Genomic DNA, 1,385 nt, shown 5'->3' with positions numbered 1-1,385 from the left:
TGCCGTGCTCGACCGCCACGGCATGGTCGAGCGCCGCAAGCGCAGGCGCAACAGGGCGACGGGGACACCACTTTCAAACGGCTGTCGCCCTAACGATCTTTGGTGTGCCGACTACAAGGGCGAGTTCATGCTCGCCGATCGGCGCTATTGCTATCCGCTGACCATCACCGACTTCGCCAGCCGTTATCTCATCGCCTGCGAGGCGCTCTCGACCACCAAGGAAGCCTATGCCTTCACCGTGTTCGAAAGCGTTTTCAAAGAGTTCGGCCTGCCCAGCGCGATCAGGACCGACAATGGCGTTCCCTTCGCCAGCCCCAACGCGCTGTTCAATCTCAGCAAACTGTCGGTCTGGTGGCTGCGCCTGGGCATCGACATCGAGCGCATCAAGCCGGGCTGTCCGCAGCAGAATGGCCGCCATGAGCGCATGCACCTCACCCTCAAGAAGGAGACCACCAAACCGGCCGGCGCCAATTTCCTTCAACAGCAGGCCAGGTTCGATGACTTCATCGACGAGTTCAACTCACAACGCCCGCACCAGGCGCTCGACATGGACTGCCCGGCCGAGCGCTACACGCCCTCAACGCGTCCCTACACCGGCTTGCCCGATCTCGACCACCCGTTTCACGACAAGGCCGTCACCGTCACCACCTGCGGCCGCATCTGCTATAACCGCAAGAAGATCAACCTCAGCCTTGTCTTTGCCGGCCAGACCGTCGGAATCAAACAGGTCGAGGACCATATCTGGCTGGCTAGCTTCATGGACTATGATTTGGGATATTTCGACGATGAGACATGCAGGCTCGAACCACTCCAAAACCCCTTCGGGCCAAAAGTGTTACCCATGTCTCCGGTATAAACCGTAACCTATGTGTCCGGAACGGACCTAACGGTAATGGTGGGCCCGGAGGGACTCGAACCCCCAACCAAGCGGTTATGAGCCGCCGGCTCTAACCATTGAGCTACAGGCCCCACGCGGGCTGGATTAATGTTTTTCGCATCGCGGCACAAGGCTTTCCCGACGGGCTTCCCCAGATCGCCCAAATCAACCCATAATCGCGCTCTACGCGACGTCTGCGACTTGATCGCAGACCAAGGAGATTTTCATGACCAGACATCTTTTGCCTCTCGCGCTCGCCGCTGCAATCGCTTTTCCGGCGATGGCTGGAGCCACCGATCTGCCGACGCCGCCCCGCATCATCGTGTCGGGCGAAGGCGAAGCAACCGTGGCCCCCGATCTGGCGGTCCTGACGCTGAGCGTCATGCGCGAGGCCAAGACCGCGCGCGCCGCGCTCGACGCCAACAATGACGCCATGGCCGCCGTGATCGCGGCGATGAAGTCCGCCGGCATCAAGGACCGGGACCTGCAGACCGCCGGCATCCAGATC

Annotated in this window: 2 protein-coding genes and 1 tRNA gene; 2 read left to right on the top strand and 1 reads right to left on the bottom strand. The window is 61.0% G+C overall.

Annotated elements, in window-relative coordinates:
• Nucleotides 1-856: integrase core domain-containing protein (locus tag EN994_RS31605; protein ID WP_164746422.1), on the top strand; the 856-nt coding region annotated here is incomplete at its 5' end.
• 37 nt (nucleotides 857-893) lie between these two features.
• Here EN994_RS31605 and EN994_RS31600 read toward each other — a convergent pair.
• Nucleotides 894-969 (bottom strand) — tRNA-Ile (locus tag EN994_RS31600).
• A gap of 134 nt (nucleotides 970-1,103) precedes the next feature.
• Here EN994_RS31600 and EN994_RS31595 point away from each other — a divergent pair.
• Nucleotides 1,104-1,385: SIMPL domain-containing protein (locus EN994_RS31595; RefSeq protein WP_127308159.1), on the top strand; the 282-nt coding region annotated here is incomplete at its 3' end.

This window comes from Mesorhizobium sp. M7A.F.Ca.CA.002.09.1.1 (assembly GCF_003998555.1).
Lineage (GTDB): Bacteria > Pseudomonadota > Alphaproteobacteria > Rhizobiales > Rhizobiaceae > Mesorhizobium > Mesorhizobium ciceri.
Note: the sequence above shows the minus strand (reverse complement) of the source record. Positions and strands in the feature narration are given on the sequence as shown.